15 protein-coding genes are annotated in these 17,342 nt (G+C 38.5%); 3 read left to right on the top strand and 12 right to left on the bottom strand.

From position 1 onward, the window contains the following. Positions 1-35 precede the first annotated feature (35 nt). The 3 genes from QOL23_RS07520 to QOL23_RS07510 all read right to left on the bottom strand — a co-directional run bounded on the left by QOL23_RS07520 (position 36) and on the right by QOL23_RS07510 (position 6,060). The gene (locus QOL23_RS07520; RefSeq protein ID WP_283400976.1) at positions 36-1,691 is read right to left on the bottom strand and encodes a mechanosensitive ion channel family protein; all 1,656 of its coding nucleotides are present in this window, start codon (positions 1,689-1,691) and stop codon (positions 36-38) included. Then, on the bottom strand, positions 1,681-4,392 hold the full coding sequence (locus QOL23_RS07515) for an AAA family ATPase (protein ID WP_283400975.1): 2,712 nt from the start codon (positions 4,390-4,392) through the stop codon (positions 1,681-1,683). The genes QOL23_RS07520 and QOL23_RS07515 overlap by 11 nt, the downstream gene beginning before the upstream one ends. Positions 4,393-4,665: 273 nt before the next feature. Continuing rightward, complete coding sequence (locus QOL23_RS07510; RefSeq protein ID WP_283400974.1) at positions 4,666-6,060, bottom strand: sodium:neurotransmitter symporter family protein; 1,395 nt, start codon at positions 6,058-6,060, stop codon at positions 4,666-4,668. 72 nt (positions 6,061-6,132) lie between these two features. Here QOL23_RS07510 and QOL23_RS07505 point away from each other — a divergent pair, with 72 nt between their 5' ends. The 3 genes from QOL23_RS07505 to QOL23_RS07495 are packed head-to-tail and all read left to right on the top strand — an operon-like array spanning position 6,133 to position 10,025. Continuing rightward, positions 6,133-7,062 carry a radical SAM protein gene (locus QOL23_RS07505; RefSeq protein WP_283400973.1) on the top strand — a complete coding sequence of 310 codons (930 nt, stop codon included), beginning with the start codon at positions 6,133-6,135 and terminating at the stop codon, positions 7,060-7,062. Between the two features lie 5 nt (positions 7,063-7,067). After that, complete coding sequence (locus tag QOL23_RS07500) at positions 7,068-9,617, top strand: BamA/OMP85 family outer membrane protein (protein ID WP_283400972.1); 2,550 nt, start codon at positions 7,068-7,070, stop codon at positions 9,615-9,617. Between the two features lie 54 nt (positions 9,618-9,671). Then, complete coding sequence (locus QOL23_RS07495) at positions 9,672-10,025, top strand: DUF4870 family protein (protein WP_283400971.1); 354 nt, start codon at positions 9,672-9,674, stop codon at positions 10,023-10,025. An 18-nt stretch (positions 10,026-10,043) separates the two neighbouring features. On the opposite strand, the gene hypD is transcribed toward QOL23_RS07495, so the two are convergent. The 9 genes from hypD to QOL23_RS07450 are packed head-to-tail and all read right to left on the bottom strand — an operon-like array spanning position 10,044 to position 17,246. Then, the gene (gene hypD, locus QOL23_RS07490; RefSeq protein ID WP_283400970.1) at positions 10,044-11,093 is read right to left on the bottom strand and encodes a hydrogenase formation protein HypD; all 1,050 of its coding nucleotides are present in this window, start codon (positions 11,091-11,093) and stop codon (positions 10,044-10,046) included. Then, the gene (locus QOL23_RS07485) at positions 11,090-11,857 is read right to left on the bottom strand and encodes an ABC transporter permease (RefSeq protein WP_283400969.1); all 768 of its coding nucleotides are present in this window, start codon (positions 11,855-11,857) and stop codon (positions 11,090-11,092) included. Before QOL23_RS07485 ends, hypD begins: the two co-directional genes overlap by 4 nt. Then, the gene (hypE, locus tag QOL23_RS07480) at positions 11,857-12,843 is read right to left on the bottom strand and encodes a hydrogenase expression/formation protein HypE (RefSeq protein ID WP_283400968.1); all 987 of its coding nucleotides are present in this window, start codon (positions 12,841-12,843) and stop codon (positions 11,857-11,859) included. The genes QOL23_RS07485 and hypE overlap by 1 nt, the downstream gene beginning before the upstream one ends. Continuing rightward, positions 12,840-13,595, bottom strand: coding sequence for a phosphatidate cytidylyltransferase (locus QOL23_RS07475; RefSeq protein ID WP_283400967.1), 756 nt, complete (start codon positions 13,593-13,595; stop codon positions 12,840-12,842). Before QOL23_RS07475 ends, hypE begins: the two co-directional genes overlap by 4 nt. Further along, the gene (uppS, locus tag QOL23_RS07470; protein ID WP_283400966.1) at positions 13,592-14,281 is read right to left on the bottom strand and encodes an undecaprenyl pyrophosphate synthase; all 690 of its coding nucleotides are present in this window, start codon (positions 14,279-14,281) and stop codon (positions 13,592-13,594) included. Before uppS ends, QOL23_RS07475 begins: the two co-directional genes overlap by 4 nt. Next, on the bottom strand, positions 14,282-15,160 hold the full coding sequence (locus QOL23_RS07465; RefSeq protein ID WP_283400965.1) for a methylenetetrahydrofolate reductase: 879 nt from the start codon (positions 15,158-15,160) through the stop codon (positions 14,282-14,284). 1 nt (position 15,161) lies between these two features. Continuing rightward, on the bottom strand, positions 15,162-15,803 hold the full coding sequence (locus QOL23_RS07460; RefSeq protein WP_283400964.1) for a methylenetetrahydrofolate reductase C-terminal domain-containing protein: 642 nt from the start codon (positions 15,801-15,803) through the stop codon (positions 15,162-15,164). Positions 15,804-15,819: 16 nt separating this feature from the next. Continuing rightward, entirely contained in the window at positions 15,820-16,674 is an 855-nt protein-coding gene (locus QOL23_RS07455; RefSeq protein ID WP_283400963.1) for a foldase protein PrsA, read from the bottom strand. A gap of 23 nt (positions 16,675-16,697) precedes the next feature. Then, a complete protein-coding gene (locus QOL23_RS07450; RefSeq protein ID WP_283400962.1) occupies positions 16,698-17,246 on the bottom strand; it encodes a SurA N-terminal domain-containing protein in 549 nt (182 codons plus the stop codon). Between the last annotated feature and the right edge of the window lie 96 nt (positions 17,247-17,342).

Raw genomic sequence — 17,342 nt, 5'->3', positions numbered from 1 at the left:
TTTGTGAAAAATTTATATCAAAACTATATTTGTTTCTAAGTTAGTCTGCTGTCGAGAGAAGTGGATTTAAAAATTTCAACCTTTAGTTTGTTTCTGAACCAAACATCGTTTTGAGGGAATGGAATTTCTATGTTGGCTTCTTTGAGTTTGTACCACGCTTTGAAGTAAAAGTTACTTATTACGTTTTTAATTCGCGCGTTTTTCCTTATATCCGTCCAGACTACTGTAGTAAATATCAGAGCGCTGTCTCCCAACTCTTCAAACCAGACGGTGGGTGGGGGGATTTTTCTAATTTCATCTACTTCTTCGGCTACTGAAAGGAGTATCTGTTTAACAGTTTTGGGGTCTGAGGAGTAGGCAACACCTATAGGAATTCGGATTCTCACTAAAGGGTCTCTGTACGAGAAGTTCACTATCGGTGAGCTTATAAATTGAGAGTTTGGTATAGAAATTTCAACTCCATCGTTTGTTCTTGCTATGGTTGATAGTATTCCAATATCTTCTATTTTGCCGAAAACGGAATTTTCAGGTTTGCCTAAGGTTGTTACCGATATTGATGGAAGTTCAACGATGTCTCCTACTTTTAATTTTTTGCTAAAGAGGAGAATAAATCCGCTAACGTAGTTGTTCATTATCGTTTGAAGTCCGAATCCCAGTCCTACGCCCAACGTTCCTGCTACAGGGAGAAGGACTTTCCACGTTATTCCTAAAGTAGAAAGCAGGATTATTACGTTAATTAGGACTCCTAAGTTGAATATGAGAGCTTCTGCTGATGCGCCTTCAACGTCTCTTCTGTTTTCGGGGAAGAAAAACTTGATTAGTTTCTTTCCTATGTTTAGGAGGGAAAAGAGAAATACGGCGGTTATTATGCTTATTAAAACGTTGTCTATGTTGATTTTTATGAGGTCGTTATTTATTAGATATGTATCTTTTAGTTGTTGAAAGATGGAGTTGAAAGGGGGAGTGGTGGAGAGGATTTTTTTCAGAGCTACTGCGTAGATGGCGGTCAGCAACGCTTGAACGTTAAACTTTATGCTGTTGTAGTCTTCTTCTGCTTTCCTTTTGATGAAACTCAGGTAGGTATCTGTTTTTCTGATTGCAAAAATGTAAACTGAAGTGATAAATACCGCTACAGTTAGTTTTTTAAGAAAAGTTACATCGGGAGATAGTTTTCCCGTTTCCCAGAGCAGAAATGCCAGAAGGGATAGGAACACCGTTAGTATGGAGAGTAACCTGTTTAGTGTAGGTGGAAGTTTTTCTTCTAACTGGAGTAGTATTAGCAGAATTCCTAACAGTATGAATGCTCTATTGAGGTGTGTCAAGAAAATTGTTGCATTTGGAGGGAGTTTTAGCGTCAAAGAAACAACGTGTGAAAGAAATGCCAATAAAAAGACGGCATAAGGGATGAACTTTCTTATTCCTTTTGATGGGGAAAGAACGTTAATAGCTCTTACTATGTAAAGGGTTGCGGAAAGTAGAAGGATGTCTTTAATTATTGAGGCGGTTTTGAAGTCTGATACCGCTTTAGGAATTAAAAACGTTAAGGAAGAAAAGAGGAAGGCTCCGATTAGAGAGATAAAAACTTTTACTATTGACTGTTCTTTAGTATAACGTTTTGCCTTTATTTCAATTAAAAAATCCGTCATTAAGAATGCGGCTATTACAGTTATGAATAGGAATTCAGGTTTCAACTTTTACCTCCGAAAATCCCCCCACCTTCTCCACCTTCACCACAACATCCCCCACCACCTCTAATTCCGGGTCGTGGGTAACAATAATCATTTGGGGGATTTTCGTCTTTAACTTCTGAAGCAGGTCGGTTAAAGCCTGTCTTCTCTGCTGGTCAAGATGAATGGTTGGTTCGTCAAGTATGAGCAGGTCAAATCTTTGAGAGAAGTATTTTGCAAGGGCAAATCTTAGGGATAGGGCGAAGGCTATCTGCTGTCCGCCTGAAAACTCGTTCAGCGTTAGCTGTCCTCCAAGTCCTCTTGCCGTTACGCTTAAATCTTCCGATATCGTTACGTCGCCAAATTCAAAATCAAACTCTTCAAAAAATTCGCTGCAGTAATGAGAAATTTCAGGTAGTAACTCTTTACGGACTTGCGTTAAAAATCCCCTCTCCGGATGTAGCCCTTCTAAAACAGACTTTAAAATTCTCAACGTGTCTTCCGTTCTTGCTAATTCACTTTTTAGCTTTTCTCTCTGTTTTAATTTTTCCTCTTTTTCAGCAATTACCTTTTTGTACGTTGAGATTTCGCCGGAAAGTTTTGACGCTTCTTTCTCTAAGGCTTCTACTTTTTCTCTTTCTCTTTTTACCGTTTCCTTCATCGTTTCGTATTCTTCTACGTTAAAGTTCAACTCCTTTAGCTGTTTTTGTAGTTCGTTTAATCGTTTTTTCAGTGCTGTTAGGGTTTCTTCCTTTTCTTTCAGTGCTTTTTCGTAGTCGGGAAGTGAGCGAATTTCTCCTTCTATTCTATCTTTTTCTTCCTTAAGTTTTAAAAGTTCTTCAACTTTTCTGTTGACTTCTTGAAGTGATGAAACGTCAAGATTCCAGAGCTGTTTTATGTTTTTTGCCTCATTCAGTGCTTGTTGTATAGACTCTTCTAAGCTTTTCACCTCTCTTTCAAGGGTTTTTATATCGTGCTGTTCTATCGTTTTCTCAATTTCCTCTTTTCTTTTTTCCTTTTCTTTTATCTGCAGTTCAAGGAATTTCTCTTTTTCTTTGAGAGAGGCTACATCTTTTTGGATTTCCTCAAGTCGTTTTTGTAGCTTTTCTATTTTGCTTTCTTCTACAGGAATTGCTTGAAGGCTTTTTTTGATTTGTTCTGCCTTCAGTTCAAGGTTTTTTACGTTTAGGGTGATTTCTCTTTCTAACGCTTCTTCCTGCTTTTGTTTTGTGAGGATTTTTTCCGCTTCTTTTAATTGTTTTCCAAGCTGTTCTTTTTTGTTTTTCAGCGTTTCTATCTCCTTCCTGATTTGTTTAATTTCTTCAACGGAGGTTTTTATTAGCTCTTTCCTTTTTTCTGTAGATAAAGGAGATAGGCAGACCGGACAAGTGTTTGTTTCTAAACTTTCAAGTTCTTTCAAGCGTTTTTCTAACTCTTTAAGTTTTGCCTCTTTTAGGCTTTCTTCCTTTTCTACCGCTCTAAGTTTTTCTTTGAGTTCGGTGAATTTATCTTCCGATAGTTTTGGTTTTGATTGGAGGGAAAGGAGCTTTTCTCTGGCACTTTTAAGTTCTTTTTCTATTGAGAGTAGTTGCGTTTCTAATTTTAGTTTTTCTCTTCTTTTTTCTTCCATCTCTTTGATTTCTTTTTGGACAGAAGGAAGGAGGTTTGTTAACCCTTTAAGCTTTTCAGAAATTTCCTGTAGCTGTTTCTTGAGTTCGGGGAGCGAGGTTTCTATATCTTTTAACTCTTTGTTTAGCTCTGTCAGTTTTTCTAACGTTTTTTTCTTCTCAACCAAGTCTTTTTTCTTTTCTGCAACGCCTGTGAGGATTTGGCGGATTTGGTGGAGGGGGGGGAGGATTTTTATCGCTTCTTTCAGTGCAGGCAGCTCCTTCTTAAGTTGTTCTATCTTTCCGATTTTTTCCTCTATCCCTTTCTTCTCTTTTTCCACTTCTTCTATTCTTTTTTCGCAGTTCTCTATTTCAGATTTTAACAGCGCAGCATTTTTCTCTTTTTCGTTTAACTTTTGCAAAATATCTTCTTGCTTTTTTAAGAGTTCTTTTTCTTCTTTTAGGGTTCTTTGCGTTTCCTTAAATTTTTTCTCCTTCTCCTTAACTACTACTTTGCTTTGCTCTATCTCTTTTTCTAATTCTTGAAAGTTTTCTTCCTCTTGGAGGAGAATGTTTCTGAAGGATTCCATTACGCGAAAGAACTTTTTCGTTCTTTCAAACGTTTCCCCAATTTCATCCAATCCTAAAAGTCTGTTCAGAATTTGTCTTTTTTCTCTCTTTTGCAGGTCAAACAGAGAAAGAATCTCACCTTGAGGAACGTAAACGGTGTTTCTAAAGATGTGAGGGTCAAGGTTAAGCGTCTCTTCTATGAATTTTTTTACCTCTTTAACGCCTGATGCTGCCAATCTGCCGTTTACTAGAAGTTCTGCTGTGCTTTTTCTCGTATATAGGGAAAATCCCCTCCTTACCTCAACTTCCCTTCCCCTGTAGAGAAATCTAACAGATGTAGAAAAACGTGAAGCGTTTTTGTTGACTAACTTTTCCTGTTTGTCTGCCACAAAATCTTTGCCAAATATAGAGAAAAAAATTCCCCTCAGTATAGATGTTTTACCGGAAGCGTTTTCTCCTAAAATCACGTAGGTTTCGTCAGAAAAGTCAATTTCGGTTTCCTGGTGTGAAAGGAAGTCTTTTAGCTTCAGACTGCGAAGCTTTATCATCTAAGTGATTTCCTCGTTTTCAAAATCAAAACTTTCTCTATTATCCACTTTTGTCTGTTTTTTATCCTCTCTTAATATAACTGTGAAACAAAAAACGACAAACCCGAAGACTACCATCCACGATAGAACCATGAATAATAAAGAACTTCCTTTCATGATAGATTCTCCTTTTGTTTACGATTACTACTAAGGTATACCAAGAAGAACAGAACGATAAACGTTAAAATCATCACAAACCTTGCCACCCATACCTGAACGTCTGTAACGAAAAGCTTAGAAGGAAGTGTAGTTACCATCCAGGTTGAAAGAATTACAAAAAAGAATAAGCGGTGTAATGTAGCGGAGAACGTAAAAGTAGAACTTTGGCACTTTAAACAAACCACCCCTATTTATCTCCTCCCAGGCAAGTTCAGGTTTAAACAACCAGAAGAAGATTATTACCTCTAAGAGGGCAAAAAGTACAACGAAGAACGTTCCAGCCCAAAAATCCATTTCGTCTAACGCTTTCGGCATGAATATAGGAATCTGCGCAACTAAGAACATGAATATCACCGTTGCCGTAACGGCTACCTTTCTCTTAAAGCCGAACTCATCTTCTAAAAACGCAACGATAGGCATAGCTATAGCAACAGAAGAAGTCGCACCTGCAAAGAATAGCAGGAAGAACCACAAAAATCCTATTAGATTTCCTGCTGTGAGGTTCGAAAATATTGCCGGGAGACTAACGAAAGCTAAGTTGAAAGCACCGCTTCCGGCTACAGCTTTGGCGTTCATAACGCCGAAGAAAGCTACTGCTGCTGGTATGGCGATAGAGCCGCCTAAGATAACTTCTGCCAATTCGTTTAATGAAGCGGCAGAAAGTCCAGAAGCCACTATATCGTCATCTCGTTTTATGTAAGAGGCGTAGGTAATGATTGCTCCAAAACCTAAAGATAGGGTAAAGAACACCTGTCCTGCAGCTGCCAGCCATACCTTTGGATTTGATAGTTGGGAGAAATCTGGATGCCATAAGAAATCCAACCCTTGAACGGCTGTTCCGTTGGGAGTTTCAAGAAGGATTACTCTTACCATCAGGATAAAAGCTAAGATAAACAGAGTTGGCATTGCTACCTTGGCAAACTTCTCTATACCGCCACTTACACCTTTATAGAGAATGTAAGCGTTAAACGCAACGGTTATTAAGAAAAATATGTAGGCAATTGGTGAGGGTTGTGTGTAGTGCTTTAGAAATTCGGCAAATGGTTTTAAAAACTGGTCCTGCGGTAGAGATGGGTCGGGATGGGGTAGGAGTCCTAAAAGGGAAAAGACAGAGTACCCTAAAGTCCACGATTCAATGTAAATGTAATAACAGAGGACGATAAACGGAACGAATAAGCCAATTGCTCCGATGTACTTTGCTATCGGATTTCTCCATAGAAGATAGAAAATTGCTGGGGTTGTTCCGTGACCTTTGCTTCCTCCGTACCTACCTATTGCCCATTCCGTCCACATTAAAGGTATGGCAATTAAGAGCATTGCAATCATGTATGGAATCATAAAAGCGCCGCCACCGTTGTCTGCTGCCTGCGTTGGAAATCGCAAAAAGTTTCCTAATCCAACGGCATTACCAGCCATAGCTAAAATGAGACCTATTCTTGTTCCCCAGTGTTCGCGGATTTCTTGAGACATTTTTCCCCTCTCAGTTTTCTCAAGTTTGCGAGTATAATTATACTTACTCTTTGGCTTTCAGCGAGGTGATTGATGAAATATATCTTTGGTCCTGTCTTTTCACGAAGGTTAGGCATCTCCTTAGGTGTTGATTTAGTTCCTTATAAAGTATGCAGTATGGATTGTCTCTACTGTGAAGTTGGAAGGACTTCAGAGAAAACGTTAAAAAGGGCAGAATACGTTCCTTTTGAGGCTGTTAAATCTGAGCTTGAAGATTATCTCTCTTTTAAACCGGAACTTGACTATATAACCTTTTCTGGTTACGGTGAACCAACGCTGTATTCTCGTTTGGGCGAGCTTATAGGTTGGTTAAAAAATAATTACAGCTATTCTTTAGCGTTGCTTACGAATTCTTCTCTTCTTTACGATGATAGAGTTCTTGAAGAAATTAAGACTTTAGATGTTGTCTTGCCGTCTCTTGATGCCGGCTGTGAAGAAACTTTCAGAAAGCTAAATAGACCTGTTGATGGGCTAACTCTGAAAAAGGTTGTTGAAGGAATAAAAAAGTTAATGTCTGTTACTTCTGGAGAGGTTTGGCTTGAAACGGTGTTCGTTAAGGGCGTTAACGATTCTGAAGAAGAAATTGAAAGGATAGGAAAATTGGTTCATGAGATTTCTCCTCACCGGTGGCAGCTTAACACAGTAGTTAGACCTCCTGCCTATAACGTTCAAGGATTGAGTTATGAAGAACTTGAGAGAATTAAAGAGAAGGTTAAGTATCCCAAAACAGAAATAGTTGCAAGGTCAAAAACGGATAGGAGAAAGCTACCTGTGAAGGAGATAGAGAAGGAGATTGTAGCTTTGCTGTCAAGAAGACCGTGCCCCGCTTCTGAGATAGCTGATGCGCTCAATCTGCTTCAGGAAGAGGTTGACTCTATAGTTTCTAAGTTAGTGAGAGAAGGAAAAATTATTGAAATAAATTTCGGAGGAGAGCCATACTTAAAGGCTGTTTCAGATGGCTAATTCTATTGTTTTTAACTTTTAGTGGAACAACTTTAGCTTCGCTACCTGTTTTGCAGGTTTCTCCAAAAGTTAGTTTTGATGGAAAAGTTAAAAAGCAAATAGAAGAGCAGCTACCTGCTGTTTGTTCCTTTTCAAATTGTACTTATGTCCTTCTGTCTCTCTTAAACTCTTTAGGGTATGAGGCAGAAGTTAAAGGTGATAAAGTTATTGTAGTAAAAAGCGTTTTGGTTAAAAGAGTCAAAATAGAAGGGCTTCCATCTGCAGTTTCTTCTCTCAGAAAAACTGTAAAGCTATTGCTTTTAGGGAAACCTTTTTCTGAAGATGCGTTGGAGAACGTTAAACAGCTTTTACTTTTAAACCTGAGAACTGCCGGTTATAGGGATTCTAACGTTAGGTTTAAGGTGGTTTCTCAACCTGATGGTTATACTGTAGAAATCTACGTTTCAGCGGGTCTTCCTTTTATTGTAGAGAAGGTAGTTGTGGATTCTCCTGCAAGGTATAAGAAAGAGTTACTCTCTGCGTTTAAACAGCTGGTGGGAAAGAGGCTTGATGCATCTGTTGTTAAAGATTTAGTTGATAAATTAGAAGAAGAATATATAAAACAAGGATATTTCAACGCGTATATAAGTTACTCCTGTTCTGTTGTGAGTCAAAAAAGTGGAAAGAAGTTAGTAATTTTGAAGATTAAGTTTGTTCCTGGTAAGCGGTATAGGATTGAATTTAAAGGTAATGAGCATTTCCCTCCTGATAAGTTGAAGCCTCTTGTCACTTTTTACGAAGCCAAATCAGTTGATGAGTTTGAAATTGAACGTTCTAAGGAAAGGATTAAGAACTTTTATGAAGATAATGGCTTTCCTTTTGTTAAAGTAGAATCGGTTTTAAGGAGAGAAAAAGATTTTGTGGTTGTTGAGTTTAAGATAGATGAAGGTAAGCAAGTAGTAGTTAAGAGAGTAGTTCCAAAAAATTACCAAGAGTTTTTTAAATCTTTGATGGGTAAACCTTTCTCTCGGAGTAAGGTTGAAAGTGCTGTGGCAAAGATGAGACGTTTCTTTAAAGAAAAAGGATTTTTGGATGTCAAAGTTTCTTACGTTGTTTTGCCTTCTGGTGTTTTAAAGGTTAAGGTTGATAAGGGGAAGCGTTACTATCTGATTTCTGTGAAGGTGTGGGGGGATTTTTTAAACTGTTCTTCGTTGAAGAATCTTAAACTTCCAATTGTTTATACAGAAGATGTTTTAAATAACATTATGGATAGGATAAAGAATTGTTATAAAAAAGCGGGTTTTTCTGGAACTGAGGTAATTGTCAATAAGCGTTTTGTAAATGGAAAATCAAAGACTTTTGTGCTTCTTTCCATCTACGTTTTTCCTGGAGAAAAGAGAGAGTTCGGTTTTGTAATAGTTGAAGGTTTGGAGAGGACTGGTTTGAAATGGATAAGAAAACTAATTGTGATACATCCAGGGGAGATTTACAAGGAGGATTCTATTATAAATCAGTATTCAAAACTTGCGAATACGCGTTTGTTTTCAATGGTTTCTATTAACGATTATCCAGTTGATGGTGTTGTTAATGAAGTGATTTCTTTAAGAGAAGGTTCTTTGCTTCACGCTAAAGGATTTGTTGGCTATGGTACAGATTCGGGTTACGTTATGAACGGATTTCTCTCTTCAACTTCTCCTTTTGGGTTGGGAATAAAATATTTCCTCTTTGGTAACTACAGGCAGAAGGAAGGTTACGATGCTGTTTTTAAGATGAATAAACCTGCTTTTCCGTTTGAACGTTACGACACTTCGTATTCAATAGTAAAGAAAGAGCAGATTTTTGAAAGTTTTACTACAGATAAGATTTTTTACAGATTTGCTTTGGAAAGAGAAGCTTCAAAGGTTATGTTTCAGAGTTTTGGTATTGAGATTGCAAGAGAATCAATAAAGGATACTACTATTCATGAGAAGAATGAATCTGTTAAAAGAACGTTGTTTTATTTTCAGAGATACGATAAGAGGGATAACGTAAAAAATCCTAAGAGGGGCTATCTTATTCAGTTATTTACTTCTTTTGCTGGTAGATTTTTGGGCGGAAATACGGATTACTGGTTGGTTGATGAAAAAGCGCTGAAGTTGTTCCCGATAAACGAAAAGATTGTTGTAGCTTTGAGAGAAGGAGCTGGGCTTATTCAGCCTATTAGGGGAAGTTACGTTCCTGTTCAGGATAGGTTCTTTTTGGGTGGAGCGGAGAGCGTTAGAGGTTATAAATATGGAACTATTTCTCCTACCGATTCTAACGGTAACTACGTTGGCGGTGAGGCTTACGGGTTATTTAGCTGTGAGGTGAGGTATAACTTTACGCAGACGATACAGGGAGCTGTATTTTACGATAGTGGGAAGGTGTTTAGGAAGGGGGGGGATTTTTCGTTTGGTAATTGGTACTCCTCTGTAGGAGTAGGATTTAGATATATCACTCCTGTTGGTCCTTTACGTATAGATTACGGTTACAAACTAAAAGAAGTTCTGGGTCAAGGAAAGGGAAGATTCCACATTTCTTTCGGTTTCCCCTTTTAAAGTCTTATGAGCGTTTTTTGTGATAGAATAAGAAAAACTTATTAGGAGGGGCAGATGGAGGGTGTTGAAAAAGATGTTAGAGTAGAGGAACTTAAAAAATATGCACTCATAGTTTACATTCTTTACGTCCTCAGTCTGGTGATAGGATTAACTTCTATTGCAGGTGTTATTATCGCTTACCTGAAGAAGAAGGATGCTACTGGGACGTGGGTGGAATCTCATTTTGAGTATCAGATAAGGACTTTCTGGATATCTTTAATAGTTGGAATAGTGGGCTTTATCTTGTCTTTTATTTTTGTGGGCGTTATTGTAATTCTTGCTGACATTGTGTGGTTCTTGTACAGAACTATAAAAGGATGGCTTGCATTAAACGACCAGAAAGAAATTGACCCTTATACCTGGTTTTAAATTTTACAGGTTCGGGAGTTATTTCCCGAACCTGTACCATATGTTGCAAGCTCCTTCCATTGATACCATACAGGGTCCTTTGGGGTTTGAAGGAGTGCATGCTTTTCCAAACAATTTGCACTCATTGGGATAAGCTTTACCTAAAACTATTTTGTCACAGATACATCCTTTAACTTTTTCCTCTTCTATCTCTGGAAGGTTGAATACTTTTTTAGCGTTTATATGGTTGTATTCTTCTCGGAATTCAAGACCAGATTTGGGTATTAATCCGATGCCTCTCCAGTTTACATCAGCCTTTTCAAAATATTTATACATCAGCTTTTGGGCTTTAACGTTCCCCTCCGGTCTTACCACTCCTCTGTAAACGTTTTCAAGTTCGCTTTTTCCTTCTCTTATTTGGTACAGGATTCTCAATATTGCTAAAAGAAGGTTATCTGGTTCAAAACCAGCAACTACTGTAGGAATTCCATACTTTTCTGGAAAAACTCTCCAAGCGTTCGCACCTACTATTGCAGAAACGTGCCCTGGAGCAACGAATGCATCAACTCCTACTTCTTCGTCTTTTACTAAAATTTCCATGATTTCCGGTGTAAGCTTTTGAGATGTAAGTATCGTTACGTTTTCTGGTAGTCCCATCTCTATCAGTGCAGCTGTAGGAGCTGTTGTAGTTTCAAAACCTATGGAGAAGAAAACCACGTTTTTATCAGGATTTTCTTTGGCTATTTTTAGTACTTCGTGTGGAGCTGATATCATCTTATAGTTTTTCCCGCTGGTCCGTATGGAACCTTCTTTTGTGGGAACCCTTAGCATATCGCCATAGGTTACCAAAATTGTGTCATCTCTTTGTGAAAGTCTTATAGCGTTTATGATGTCGCTTTCTGAACATACACATACTGGACATCCTGGTCCGGGAACCAATTCAATGTTTTCAGGCATTAAACTTCTCATTCCACTATAAGTTATCGTATGTTCATGAGAACCGCATACGTTCATAATTTTTATCTTTCTATCTTTAGGGTTGATTTCATGAATTAATTTAACTAACTCTTTTACTTTCTCTTTTCTCAATGTGCTCCTCCGCTTTCTATTTTTATTCCAAACTTTTCTATTAAGGTGAATAGGGCTATTGCGGGAACGAACGTAAACTGGAATACCATGGTTGATAGTACAGCAAACTGAACCAAAGCTGCTTTAATGGGAATGATGCCGGCTAACAGTAAACCAACCATAACACCAGGTATATGGACTATACCTGCTGACCGCAACATGTCTCTTACTGGAACGGTTATATCGTTTATCAGTTCTTTAAAAATAAAATGGAATATCTGGACGTTAGAAGCCCCGAGGGCAGCCATTCCCAGTATTATGTCTTCTAAATCTCGGAGTTTTGTTTTTAGGTATTTGTATCCTAAGGATAAGCTTCTCATTCCTGCGGCAGTTACTATACCAGCTAACGGTATAAGGCTGTTAGCTTTAAAGTGGAGGATACCAGACATATACAAAAGCGTTAAAGATACTATTGACATTGTGGATATTGACATAAACGTTATAAAAAATCCCCACTTCCGCGGATACCCCTTAAACTCAAAACGCTTAGTTGAGATTATAGAAGCGTTTACGAAAAAGAGTAAAACTATCGCAAAGTTAACGTAGTTCAGTTTTAACTTTAACAGGAATAGAATGATAAATCCCACTGCTACAAGTTGTAAAAGTGAAAGTACAGAAGAACGCAGAATCTCCTTCCAGAACCCAACGTTGAATTTCCTGTCAAAGTAAGCTACTGCTAAAATCATTAGGTAAGATACAACAACTATCTTCACGTAGTGTTCCATTAGCAAATCCTCGGTAGAGGGTCTTCTTCTAACAGTTCTAAATGACGAACTCCACCTATGGATGTAATCAATTGAACTTTTTTGTCTCCTGTAACTTCTCCAACTATTTCTGCGTTTTTCCCTAACTCGTGGGATTTAAGTATTTCAAGCGCTTTTTCTGCATCCTCCTTTCCTATAACTATTACGGCTTTGCCTTCGTTAGCAAGGTAAAGAGGGTCGTATCCCAACATATCGCATATGAACCTTACTTCTTCCCTTATAGGAATTTTCTCTTCATAAAGTTTTACTCCTAAGCCACTACTTTCAGAAAACTCAATTAAAACGGTTGCAAGTCCTCCTCTTGTAGGGTCTCTCATCCAGCGAAGCGTTGGGATTTCAAATAGTGGAGTGAGAAGGCTATTTAACGGAGCGCAGTCGCTTAAAACCGCCGTTTCTATATCGAATTCTTCTCTTGATAGAGAGATGGCTATACCGTGGTCGCCAATAAATCCTGTAACTATTATGACGTCTCCTTCCTGTGCGTTTAAAGGTGTTAAGGTTCTTACGTTCTTTCCTACTCCGGTTGTGTTTATGTAAACGCCGTCACACTTCCCCTTTTCTACTACTTTTGTATCGCCTGCGACAATCTTTACGTTACTCTTCGCAGCGGTTTCTGCCATAGCTTTGACTATATTTTCAAGCGTTTCAAACTCTGTACCTTCCTCAATTATGAAACCGACAGAAATATAGAGGGGTATATTACCTGAAACAGTTAAGTCGTTTATCGTTCCACAAACGCTGAGTTTCCCTATGTTTCCTCCCGGAAAGAACAGGGGGCGAATTACGTAAGAATCTGTAGTGATACCGATTTTTTCACTTTCTGCAGATAGAATTGTTGCATCTTGAAGAGATTTAAGTTCTGGAAAGTCAAAATGTTTTAAGAACACCTTTTCTATCAGTTCTCTGGTTAGTTTACCTCCAGAACCGTGTCCAATTTCTATTTTCACGCTCCACCTCCTATTAAAAAGAGAAAGGGTGCAACTGCCAAACTACTGTCAAGTCTATCTAAAACCCCGCCGTGACCAGGGAGAATCTTACCCGAATCTTTCACTCCAAAGGTTCTCTTGTAGAAACTTTCAAACAGGTCTCCTAATTGGGCAATTATTGTTAAAAACAGAACTATAAGTATCTGTAAATAGCTTAAAGGGATACCTAAAAGTTTTGCTATTAATACTGTTGTGATTGCGCCACCCAACGTTCCGCCTATTGCTCCTTCCACCGTCTTTTTGGGACTTACAGCAGGTATTAGTTTCCTTTTTCCGAAGAACTTTCCCGTTAGGTAGGCAAATGTATCTGTTGCCCATACAAGTGAAAGTAAAAGCAGGAAAAACTTTTTATTGAGACATCCGATGGAGGTTATACCTATAAGTATGTAGAGGAACATTAAGGCTACGGCAAAAAAGTTTTTGGATATTTCCTTTTCATCTATAAGTTCTGTTGCAAAAAGAAAAAGGACTGCAGTAACGGGGAATACAGGTAGGAGATGTGGGAAGTTTACTCCTATGGAGTAGAGTAGAGAAAACAGAATTAGTCCAAAGAAATACTTTTCTTCTCCTAAACTTCCACTAATTTTTAAAGACTCGCTAACGCAGGCAAATCCTAACAGGTAAACGAGTATCTGGTAAATCTCTTTTGATGAAAAGTATAAAAGCAACGCATAAACGATAACTAAAAGAGAACCTAAAAGTCTTTCTTTCATTTTATTCCGCCGAACTTTCTGTCTCTCCTTTTAAAATCTTCAATTGCTTCTAAGAACTCCTCTTCTGTAAAATCGGGCCATAGCGTTTTTGTAAACCACAATTCAGCGTAAGCCGATTGCCAGAGTAGAAAGTTGGAAATTCTCATTTCGCCGCTTGTCCTTATTATCAGGTCAACATCGGGTAGCTCCGGCATATATACGTATTTTTGGAGAACTTCCGGCGTAACGTTTTGAACTCCATCTTTGATTAATCTGTTTACTGCGTCTATTATTTCCTGTCTTCCTCCGTAGTTAACTGCAAAAACGGCAGTCATTCCCGTACAATGACCGGTTTTCTCTTCTATGGATTTGAATCCTTCCTGAAGGTATTGGGGAAGTTCCCAAAGTCTTCCTATAGTTTTGAACTTTACGTTATTTTCTAAGAATAGAGAAAGGCGAGAGTTGATGTATTCATACATTAGGTTAAAAAGAAACTCTACCTCTTCCTTTGGTCTTTTCCAGTTTTCTGTAGAGAAGGCGTATAGGGAAAGGTATTTTATACCTAAATTGCTTGCAGCTTTTACTATCTTTTCTGTAACTTCTGCTCCTTTTCGGTGCCCTTCTATCCGCGGTAGTCCTCTCTTTGTAGCCCACCTACCGTTGCCGTCCATTATTATTCCTACATGAACGGGGAGTTTACCTTTCATTCATAGTCTCCTATGGTTATTCCTCAAGTAAGTTATGAAATCTGCCAACTCTTTTACCTTTCCTACCAGCATGAAATGAACACCGTCGGCAAACTCCGATATCGCTTTTGCTAATTCAATTGTATATTTCCATCCATATTCTGCAGGCTTTTCAGCGTTTTCTATCGCTTTTTTTAGGTTTTCTGGGACAGAACCTGGATTTAACTTCTCTATAAAGTTAGCCATCTTGACGCTTCTGATAGGCAGTAGTCCAATTATGGCTTTTCCTCCTAAATCCCTGATTATTTCTGTTACCTCTTTTGCCTTTTTTACATCGTAAACAGGTTGCGTCTGTATGAACGTTGCTCCAGCTCTTATCTTTTTTTCCAATTTCCATACTTGGAGTTTTGGAGGACCTGCGAAAGGGTTGTAAACCGCACCTATGGTAAAAGAAGTAGGTTTATCTAAATCTTTTCCGTTGATAAGTTTTCCTTTGTTCATGTCGCTAACGCTTTTTATTAGCTGAACGGAGTCTACATCAAAGACCGGTTTTGCCTGCGGTACATCTCCTAAAGTGGTGAAGTCCCCTGTCATTAAACAAACGTTTTGAATGCCAAAAGCAGCTGCTCCTAAAAGTTCTGATTGCAGGGCGATTCTGTTTCTATCTCTACAGGTTATTTGAAGGATGGGGTCAAATCCATTGTCCAACAGTATTTTTGACATTGCTATTGAGGACATTCTGAGCATTGAACGTTGACAATCTGTTACATTAAAGGCATCAACCTTATCGCGGAGGGGTTCAATCTCTTTTATCGTTTTTTCCCAGTTAATCCCTCTTGGAGGTGCTATTTCAGCAGTTATGATGAACGTGTTGCTGTCGAGTTTTTCGCGCAGAGTCAATTCAGTCCTCCACCTTCAGTTCTCGCGGATAAACAGATTTGGAGTAATCAGCAGGAGGTTTTGGTAACTTGAGGCTTGTAATAGTTTCCAACTCTTCCATTTTCTTCTCAATGGTGTACCAGATACACGGCATAGAAGGGTTTACTTCACATTTTCCATCAATTGCTCCTCCGCACGGACCGTTCAGGAGCGATTTTGGACATCTTGCTACTGGACATATACCCCCGGTTGAAGAAATCATACAATCGCCGCAGGCAATGCAGTACTCTTTAAAGGTATGGCTATCTACTTCTGCTCCGATGAAGAGGGTATCAACGCCTGTTATTACTGGAATGTCAAGGTTTTCTGCCAATACCTGCGTTCCTGCGCCGCAGGCTAAAGAGATTACTACATCGCATTTGCTTTCTATATTTTGTAGAACGTTCCTTTTGAGTCTTTCTAATATGCACGTTCCGCCTGGCGAAGCTATAAGACTCACTGCATAGCCGTTTACTGCCAAAGCTTCTGCTAACTCCTTGGCTTCCTTTAGCCCGCCGTTTTTACACCTTGATGAACCGATTTCGCAACCAACAATTCCGATATTCCACTCTTTGTTCACATACTTTACTATTTCTTCTATTGGTTTGAGTTTTACGGTAACCAATAGACTTCCTCCTGACCTACATGTAAACCTTAACGCTTGCGGTTCTTTTCAGGTTGTCTATGTAATCTTTGAGCGCTTTCTGGAACTTTTGGACGAAAAGACGTCTTCTAATTTCCTCTTCGTTGCAGGATGGCGTTTCTTGCGATTTAACGAAGACAATGTAGTAGCCGTTTTTCGTTTCTACTAACTTGTAAGTTCCAGGTTTTGTTGACCATACGGCTATGTCAAGAGGTTTAATTAACGAACCCTTCGTTACCTTTCCTACGTATCCGCCATTTTGGGCTGTTGTAGGGTCCTCTGATAGCTCTTTGGCTACTTTTTCAAATGGAACTCCTTGTTTTAAGAGTTCAAGTGCCTTTTGGGCTTTTTCTTTACTCTTAGTATATATGTAGTAAACGGTTCTTACGGGGTGGGATTTTAAACTGCTGCATATTTTCTGGATTTCTACATCGGATACATTGATTTTGGATTTAACGTCTCTTGCAATTAGCTTTGCTATTAGTAGTTGTTCTTTCAAATTTTCCTTAAGGTCTTCAAAGGATATTCCTTGAGATTGGAGCATCTTTTTAAATTCAGCGATGTTCTTCGCACCACTTCTTTTTGCTAAGTCTTCTAAAGCTGCGTTGAGTTCTTTGTCTGTTACTTTTAGTCCTTCGGATTGGGCTTGGGTGAGGAGGATTTTTCTTTCTATTACCTTATCTCTTGCTTTTTCAAGGTCATCTATTCCGTTTTCTTTGGCGAACTTTACTATTTCACTATAAAGTACAGGTTCTCCGTTAACGATGGCAGCTATGTAATCTACAATTTTGGCAGTGGCAGGCATAGAGAAAATGAATATGGAGATAAGAAATATTACCAGGTTCCTACTCATAACCTAACTCCTCCGTAAGCGTCTTACTTGTTGGTAAATACTTTTACCTTGCTTGAGGTTTTTAGCTTTTTGATGTACTCGTTTAAGCTTTTTATGTAAGCTTCCTTACGTTTGTTTTCTAATAGTACTTCTTTTAGTCTTGGTTTTAGGGAATTGAAGTCAATCGGTTTTCCGTTCATGCTGAAAACTTTTTTGTTCTTTTCGTAAAAGGCTTTGACTTCAGCATCGCTAATTTCCACTTTGGGAGGCTTAACGTGTTTTTTAAGTAAGTAAAGTATCAGTATCCTCTTCTTTGCTGCTGCGAGTGCCTTTTTAACTTCGGGGTCGTTTTCAAGGTTTTCTTTTAACGCTTCTGAGTAAAGCAGGTCCTCTTTAATGAGATTGTCTAAAACCATCCCTTTTAAATTTGGTACGTTCTTCATATTTGGAGGAACGCTTTTTAAGGCTTCTTCAAGTTGCTGTTCAGTAATTTTTATGCCGTTTACCTCTGCAACAACTTTTGTGGGTTCTTTGGCATAAGATAGAGAGGAAAGTGTTAGCAAAACTGATAGCGTTAAAATTGACTTTTTCAAGTTAGCCTCCTTTAATTTCTATTTAAAGCGTCTCTTAAAGTTAGGAAGTATAATGTAATTTGCAAAGTCCGCTCAAAAGCATAACTTTATGCTTCA

The organism is Desulfurobacterium pacificum (assembly GCF_900182835.1).
In the GTDB taxonomy this organism is placed as follows: domain Bacteria; phylum Aquificota; class Aquificia; order Desulfurobacteriales; family Desulfurobacteriaceae; genus Desulfurobacterium_B; species Desulfurobacterium_B pacificum.
The sequence above is the reverse complement of the archived record's forward strand: the minus strand, read 5'-3'. Positions and strand labels throughout refer to the sequence as shown.